Source organism: Methylobacterium planeticum, from assembly GCF_008806345.1.
GTDB classification, from domain to species: domain Bacteria; phylum Pseudomonadota; class Alphaproteobacteria; order Rhizobiales; family Beijerinckiaceae; genus Methylobacterium; species Methylobacterium planeticum.
This window is the reverse complement of sequence record NZ_VZZJ01000008.1, coordinates 189812-197803: the sequence shown is the minus strand read 5'-3', so window position 1 is coordinate 197803 and position 7992 is coordinate 189812. Positions and strand designations below refer to the sequence as shown.

Sequence of the window (7992 nt, the reverse complement as noted above, 5' to 3'; positions counted from 1 at the left end):
CCTTTCCTCGCCCGGCTTACGGACAAGCCGGCCCAAGCGCCTCGATCGAAGCGGGAAGCCTGACCCCCTTCTGGCCAAGAGCAGACTTTCGCGTCGATCCCGCTATACCAAATCGGATATAGCCGACGGGGGTTAGACGTGGCACATGGTTCGCCTCTCGTCGGGCAAGCGAACCGGGCCGACATCCGCCGCCTGCGCCAGCTCGAAGCGGAACTCAGTGCGTGTGCCGAGACCATCGCCGCCCAGGAGTGGCGCATCCGAGAGATGATGCAACAGCGGGATGACCTTGGCGCCCGTCATCCAGCACTCGCGGTTGCGCGGGCGGTCGCCGCGAGCAGACCGGCCGAACCCAAGCGAGGCCGCTCTAAACTCGGATTTCGCGCGCACCTCCGAACCAGGGCAGCACGAGGATCTTGGAGGCCTTGCGGAGATGGAGCCGTGACGATGCGAACCCTCGCTGATTGAGGATGCCGCCGCGCGCGCGTAATCAAATCTCAATCTCGGTGCCAACTTCGACCACCTGTCGGGCGGGAATGCAGAAGAATGCCCCGGTACTCTCGGCGTTGCGCTTCATGAAGGCGAAGAGGCTGCCTCGCCAGTTCCGGAAGGCTGAGTTTTTGGCTGCTGGCAGGATTACCTCATGGCCAACGAAGAAGGTCATGTCCTCAACGTATTCCGGCGGCAGCAATCTGCTGGTGACCGCGCATTGCAGCCCCTCGGGAATCGAAGCCGTCTGCATGAAGCCGTAGCGCAGCACGACGCGCTCCATGCCCGGCGTGAATTTCGAGATCGCCTTGCGGATGCCCTGAGCCACGAGGGTCACCTGCGCTCGCTCGCTCGCCGGGATGACCGGCACCTCCTCGTAGGTCACGGTGATCAGCAGGATGCGCTCGTGCAAGCAGTGGCTGCGCTCGACCAGGCGGCCGAGTGCCGTCGGGATCCCTTCGGTTGCCACCGTGAGAAAGGCGGCGGTTCCGGGCAAGGTCACGGGTGGGTGCGAGGAGAGGCGGGCGAGAAACGTTTTCTCGGACTGGCGCAGGCTTTCACGAACCCCCTCCAGCGCGCGGTTGCCCTTCATCCAAGTCAGCATCAGGAAGGCGATTGCGAAGGCGAGAAGCAGCGGGAACCACCCTCCCTCGAATAGCTTGGCGCTGTTGGCCGCCAAGAAAACGAGGTCGATGACGAGGAAGAAGCCGTTGACGGCGAAGACGGCGAGCGGGTTGTACCCCCACTTCAGGGCGATCAGCGCGGCCATCAGCGTCGTGATCGCCATCAACCCCGAGACGGCAATGCCGTAGGCGCCGGCCAGGGCGTCCGAGGACCCGAATAGCACCACGGCCATCAGCGTGGCGATGGCGAGCGCCCAGTTGACGACCGGCACGTAGATCTGTCCGCGCTCCTCGTGATCTGTGTGAACGACGCGCATCGCCGGCATGAAGCCAAGTTGGATCGATTGTTGGGTCAGCGAGAACGCGCCTGAGATGATCGCCTGCGAGGCGATGATCGTCGCGACCGTGGCGAGCCCGATCAGAGGGTAGTGCGCCCAATCGGGCGCGAGCCGATAGAACGGGTTCTCGATGGCGTCCGGCTCGGCGAGCAGCAGCGCGCCCTGCCCACAGTAATGGATCACCAGGGCCGGCAGCACGAAGCCGAACCAAGAGACCCTGATAGGGGTCGCTCCGAAATGGCCGAGGTCGGCGTACATAGCCTCGCCGCCGGTGACCGCAAGGAAGGCGGCGCCCAGCATCGCAAAGGCGACACCCCAGCCGGCCTGAACCAGGAAATCGATCGCTCTCCAGGGATTGAAGGCCAGGAGGATCTCGGGGCTTCGCACGATGCTCGGAATACCGAGCAGGGCTATGACCACGAACCAGACGAGCATCACGGGTCCGAAGACCCGTCCGATCACCGCGACACCGCGCCGTTGAACCAGAAACAAGCCGACCAGAATGGTGATGGTGATCGGGACGACGAAGGGCGTGAGCACCGGCGCGTCGACCTTGAGCCCTTCGATGGCCGACAGCACCGAGATCGCCGGGGTGATCGCTCCGTCGCCGAAGAGCAGCGCCGCACCGATCAAGCCGACCACAAGGAGTAGAGCGCGCCACGATCCAGCTTCCGCGTTCCGCGCGCCAAGTAGGGCGAGCATAGCGACGATGCCGCCTTCACCCTTGTTGTCGGCGCGCAGGATCAACACGGCATATTTCAGGGAGACGATGAGGATCAGCGCCCATAAGATCAAGGAGACACCGCCGATCGCTGCTGCCGAGATCGGTGCGCCGCTGGCGATCGCCGCTTTCACGCCTTCCTTGAACGCGTAGAGCGGGCTCGTGCCTATGTCGCCGTAGACGACACCGAGTGCGCCGAGCATCAGTGCCGGCTTAGCGCCGCCTTTGACGGAGCCGGGTTTACGGACAACCGGGGCATCCGGCAGACCTGCCGCGCTCGGCGCTGCACCCGCGTTTCCGAGAGCTTGTCCCATCTGCAATCACCGGACTCACCCGCAAACGAGAACTATGCACTGTGATGGGGATAAGTCGATCGAGGAGCCGGCGATCGCAGAAGACGCCGAGCCCGAATTGTTATCTGAGCCTCATCGTCTCAGGCCGCCACCTCGTTCGGCCGAGACATCACCAAGACGGGCCGCGACTCGAACCACGCCGGACGCGCTATCAGAGACGGCGCACCGGGCGGGTAGGACGCCTGGCTGGCACTGGGCTTTCTCGGGCGACGTCCCCGGCATCGACACCCATGGCTGCAGCCATGCATTAGCTTCGGAGGCGGCCCGGGCCAAAATGCCGGCCAGGTCATTGCCAGTATCAAAGTAGAAGAATTGTACCCGAACGAGAGGTTTAAGCCTTGAAACGAAAGTAAGTGCGGTCCAGGACAAAACGAACGGACGCCGAGTTGCGAGCCCTCGCACTTCAGGAGAGCGATCTGTCGGGAGGATACATGAGTTTCCTGATCGCCATCGCTGCGTTGGTACTGCTGATGTACGTCGCCTATCGCGGGTTCAGCGTCATCCTCTTCGCTCCAATCGCGGCCATGCTGGCCGTGCTGTTCACCGATCCGACCGCTGTCCCTCCTGTCTTCACCAGCCTGTTCATGGAGAAAATGGTCGGCTTCGTGAAGTTGTACTTCCCGGTCTTTCTCCTGGGTGCCGTCTTCGGCAAAGTAATCGAGTTGTCCGGTTTCTCGAAGTCCATCGTCAAGGCCGTAATTCGGCTCGTTGGACGCGAGCGGGCCATGCTGGCCATCGTTCTGGTGGGAGCGGTGCTTACCTATGGCGGTGTTTCGCTCTTTGTGGCAGTGTTCGCGATCTATCCCTTCGCAGCCGAAATGTTTCGGCAAGGTGATATTCCAAAGCGTCTGATCCCGGCCACCATCGCGTTGGGAGCGTTCACGTTCACGATGGATTCACTACCTGGAACACCCCAGATCCAGAACATCATCCCGACTACCTTCTTCAAGACCGATACGTGGGCGGCGCCGGTGCTCGGCATGATCGGCGCGACCTTCATCCTCATTGTCGGCATGACGTACCTGGAATGGTGCCGCCGGCGTGCCGCGACGGCGGGCGAGGGCTATGGCGAGGGGCACCTGAATGAGCCCGAGCTCGTCGCAGACCGCGAGCTTGCCCATCCCGGCATCGCCATTCTGCCGCTCGTCATCGTGGGCGTGGCGAACAAGCTGCTGGCCCCGTTGATCGTGAGCGCGTACGGCACGACGAACGCGACCACCCTGGCGGGCCTGCCAAAGCCGCTGGTGACCGACGTCTCGGCCGTGGCTGCGATTTGGGCCGTCGAAGGCGCGCTGCTGCTCGGCATCCTCTCGGTGCTGCTGTTCGCCTTCCGCCCGGTCAAGGAGCGGTTCGCCGAAGGAACGAAGGCCGCCGTCGCCGGCTCTCTGCTGGCGTCCATGAACACGGCCGCAGAGTACGGGTTCGGTGCGGTGATCGCTGCATTGCCGGGATTTCTGGTGATTCGTGATGCCCTGCGGACCATTCCCAACCCGCTCGTCAACGAGGCCATCACGGTGTCCGTGCTCGCGGGCATCACGGGCTCCGCATCGGGTGGCATGAGCATCGCGCTCGCTGCCATGTCCGAGCAGTTCATCGCGGCCGCGAACGCGGCGGGCATTCCGCTCCAAGTTCTGCACCGGGTCGCCTCAATGGCGAGCGGCGGCATGGACACGCTGCCGCACAATGGGGCTGTCATCACCGTACTGGCGGTCACCGGGCTCACCCACAAGCAATCCTACGGCAACATCTTCGTCATCACCTGCATCAAGACCGTGGCCGTGTTCGTCGTCATCGCCGTCTACTACGCGACCGGCCTCGTCTGAAAGCTGCAGCGTGTGGTGCTCCTGAACCACCGTCAGACGGAAGGCATTGAGCAGATTGGCGCGGCTCCGACATCCGATCCCGCCGCGTAGCACGTCGCAAGGGTGACCCTCATGCCGAACCACGCCCCTCATCCACTGCTGTCCTCGCTGCGCTCGCCCGAGCGGGGCAAGATCGTGACGGCCACGGAAGCTGTCCGGTTGATCCGCGACGGCGATACCGTTGCGACCGGCGGGTTTGTTGGCATCGGTTTCCCGGAAGCCATCGCTGTGGCGCTGGAAGACCTCTTCCTCTCGAGGAACCAAGAGGACTTCCTGACCAGCGGCAAGCCGCAGAACCTCACCCTCGTCTATGCCGCCGGCCAGGGGGACGGGAAGGATCAGGGACTCAATCATCTCGGGCACGAGGGCCTTCTCAAGCGGGTGGTCGGGGGGCATTGGGGACTCGTCCCGAAGGTGCAGCGGCTCGCCCTCGCCAACCAAGTTGAAGCCTATAACCTGCCTCAAGGCGTCATCTCGCACCTGTTCCGCGACATCGCCGCCCATCGGCCCGGCCACTTGACCCGCGTCGGCCTCGGAACCTTCGTCGATCCGCGCTTCGGCGGCGGCAAGATCAACGCTCGGACCACGGAAGATCTGGTCGAACTCCTACAGATCGGCGGTGAAGAACTCCTCTTCTACAAGACCTTCCCGATCACCGTGGGCATCATCCGCGGCACGACGGCGGATCCCGAGGGCAACATCTCCATGGAACGCGAGGCGCTGACGCTCGAAGCGCTCTCGATTGCCATGGCGGTCCGCAACTCCAACGGGATCGTCATCGTGCAAGTTGAACGGCTTGCCGAGAGCGGCAGCCTCAATCCTCGGCAGGTCAAGGTCCCGGGCATCCTCGTCGACTGCGTGGTGGTCGCCGAAAAGCCCGAGCATCATCAGCAAACCTTTGCCACCGTCTTCAATCCGGCCTTCAGCGGGGAGATCAAGGCCCCGATGAACTCGATCGCACCGATGGCGATGAGCGAGCGCAAGCTCATCGCCCGTCGGGCCGCGATGGAGCTGAAGGCCAACAGCGTGGTCAATCTCGGCATTGGGATGCCCGAGGGTGTTGCCAGTGTCGCGGCGGAGGAGAAAATTATCGATCTCATCACGCTGACGGCGGAACCGGGCGTCGTCGGAGGCGTGCCGGCCGGAGGCCTCGACTTCGGAGCCGCCATCAACGCGCAGGCTGTGATCGACCAGCCCTACCAGTTCGACTTCTACGACGGTGGTGGGTTGGACGTGGCCTTCCTGGGCCTGGCGCAGGCGGACCGCGAGGGCAATCTCAACGTGAGCCGCTTCGGCAACCGCCTGGCCGGAGCCGGCGGTTTCATCAACATCAGTCAGAATGCGAAGGAGGTCGTCTTCGTCGGGACCTTCAATGCTGGCAAGCTCCGCACGACGATCGAGAACGGGCAATTGCGCATCGTGGAGGATGGAACCGCGCGCAAATTCGTGACCGAGGTGGAACACCGAACGTTCAGCGGGACATACGCCCGAAAGCGCCAACAACCGGTGCTGTACATCACCGAACGTTGCGTGTTCAGGTTGGAAGAGCAAGGGCTCAAGCTGATCGAGATCGCGCCCGGCGTCGAGCTGGAGCGCGATATTCTCGCGCACATGGACTTCACGCCCCTGATCCGCGAGCCGCTGCCGTTCATGGACAGCCGCATCTTTGACGTTGAGCCGATGAGGCTGCGAGATGATCTCTTGCGCATCCCCCTGGAAGATCGCTTCGTGTATGATCCACAGCAGAACGTTTTCTTTGTGAATTTGTCACATCATACTGTTAGGACGCAAAATGATGTCGAGCAAATTCGCTCGGTTGTCGTGAAACGTTTCTCTGATCTCAAGCGAAAAGCGCATGCGATCGTCAATTACGATAATTTTACTGCTTATCCGGATGTAATAGACGCATATTCAGATATGGTCAAGTGGTTAACGGATGAGTTCTATTCTGGAGTAAGTCGATACACGACCAGCGGCTTCCTGCGCATTAAATTAGGTGAGGCTCTGGAGGCTCGCGGCGTCGCACCGCATATTTACGAAAGCGCCGACGATGCTCGCAAATATCTGCGCGACCTCGCAGATCCGAGTTGATCCGCCCCCACGGGTGGCTCTTCGTCCCGACACCCACCATCCAGGCTTGGCGCGAGCAGTTCGCGGCCGCTCGACGCGCAGGAGCGCGAGCCAGAGGGCCGGGCGGTGGTGATCGAACCCGACGCGATGGGCATCATCGCGAAAAAAGTCAGAACCGCTCTGGATCCGGACAGCATGGGATCCTGCTTCAGGGCAGTGGATGGACCGGGGGTGCGGAGCGCATGGTGGACCTCAGCCTCGCGCTGTTCGCCCGTCCTGCAGGAAACGGCAGGTTCAGCGACCGACTAGCCATGCTGACTGCCCCCCGTCGATCGGGCCTCGCGCGATCAGGCGCCCGGGGCCGCCGGCTGCTCGAACCGCCGGATCGCGTGGAGCGACAGGTCGAAGCGGGTGCTCCCGGCGGTCGACAGGTCTGCCAGGATCTCGCCGACGACGCTGCAGAATTTGTAGCCGTGACCCGAGCAGGGCGAGGCGACGACGACCTGCGGGAGGTCCGGGAGGGTGTCGATCACGAAATGCTCGTCGGGCGTGTTGGTGAAGAAGCAGGCGCGCAGCGCCATCGTCGGGCCGTCCGCGCCGGGGAAGTAGCGGCGCAGGCAGGGCCGCAGGGCCTCCTCGTCGCGCGGTCCGCAATCCCGCGAGAGCGTGTCGGCGCTTCCCGTCTCGCCGAAATGGTGCCAGCGGCCGATCTTGAAACCCGGCACGTGCCAGACGGGGAAGCCGTAGAACTTGCCCTCATCCACCTCCATGTTGAACACGGGGAAGCGCTCGGGCGTGAACAGGGCCGGCTCCCGGGGTTGAAACCAGCCGAGCACCTGGCGCTCCGGGACCGCCACACGCCGCAGCGCGGGCACGAATTCACCCATCCAGGAGCCGGCCGAGATCACGAGGCGTCCCGCCTCGTAGGTGCCGCGCTCGGTCCGCACGCGCACGCCCGAGGCGGTCGGCTCCCATCCCAGAACCGGCTCCCGGGCATGGATCTCCGCGCCCGCCTCCTGCGCCATCGCGACATGCGCCACGATCGCGCGCTCCGCCGAGACGAAGCCGCCGTCCGGCTGCAGCACGGCCTGATGCGAATCCGGCAGGTCGTAGCCCGGCGCGAGGCGCCGCAGCTCGGCTCCGCTGAGGTGCCGATGCGCCAGGTCGTGCGTGCGGCAGGCGGCGAGCGAGCCCTCGACCATGGTGCTCCCCGCCGGCCCCGCATCGACCGAGCCCGTGATGAAGAGGAGCTGCTCGCCGAAGCGGCTCTCCAGCTCGCGCCAGTTCTCGTAGGCGCGCCGCAGCAGCGGCACGTAGGAGGGATCCTCGAAATAGGCGAGCCGGATGATCCGGTTGAAGCCGTGCGAGGACCCCATCGCGTGGGGGATGTCGAAGCGCTCGAGCCCGAGCACCCGCACGCCGCGCCGGGCCAGGTGCCAGCAGGCGGCCGAGCCCATGCCGCCGACGCCGGCCACGATGACGTCGTAGGTGTTCGGATGCCCTGACATGGCGATCGCTTCCGGCAACGTTGAGGGAGGA

The 7992-nt window shown here is 64.0% G+C and carries 5 protein-coding genes; 2 read left to right on the top strand and 3 right to left on the bottom strand.

Annotation, left to right across the window (positions count from 1 at the left end):
* Positions 1–132: 132 nt before the first annotated feature.
* Both F6X51_RS27870 and F6X51_RS12280 read right to left on the bottom strand, forming a co-directional pair.
* On the bottom strand, positions 133–300 hold the full coding sequence (locus tag F6X51_RS27870; RefSeq protein ID WP_191970091.1) for a hypothetical protein: 168 nt from the start codon (positions 298–300) through the stop codon (positions 133–135).
* Between the two features lie 187 nt (positions 301–487).
* Positions 488–2482, bottom strand: coding sequence for a potassium transporter Kup (locus F6X51_RS12280; RefSeq protein WP_150963946.1), 1995 nt, complete (start codon positions 2480–2482; stop codon positions 488–490).
* A 470-nt stretch (positions 2483–2952) separates the two neighbouring features.
* Between F6X51_RS12280 and F6X51_RS12275 the strand changes: the two genes are divergently transcribed.
* Entirely contained in the window at positions 2953–4344 is a 1392-nt protein-coding gene (locus F6X51_RS12275) for a GntP family permease (RefSeq protein WP_150963945.1), read from the top strand.
* 111 nt (positions 4345–4455) lie between these two features.
* Positions 4456–6474, top strand: a complete 2019-nt coding sequence (locus F6X51_RS12270; protein WP_150963944.1) for an acyl CoA:acetate/3-ketoacid CoA transferase — start codon at positions 4456–4458, stop codon at positions 6472–6474.
* 326 nt (positions 6475–6800) lie between these two features.
* Here F6X51_RS12270 and solA read toward each other — a convergent pair whose 3' ends face one another.
* Positions 6801–7961: an N-methyl-L-tryptophan oxidase gene (gene solA, locus F6X51_RS12265; protein WP_150963943.1), complete on the bottom strand. Its 1161-nt coding sequence runs from the start codon at positions 7959–7961 to the stop codon at positions 6801–6803.
* Between the last annotated feature and the right edge of the window lie 31 nt (positions 7962–7992).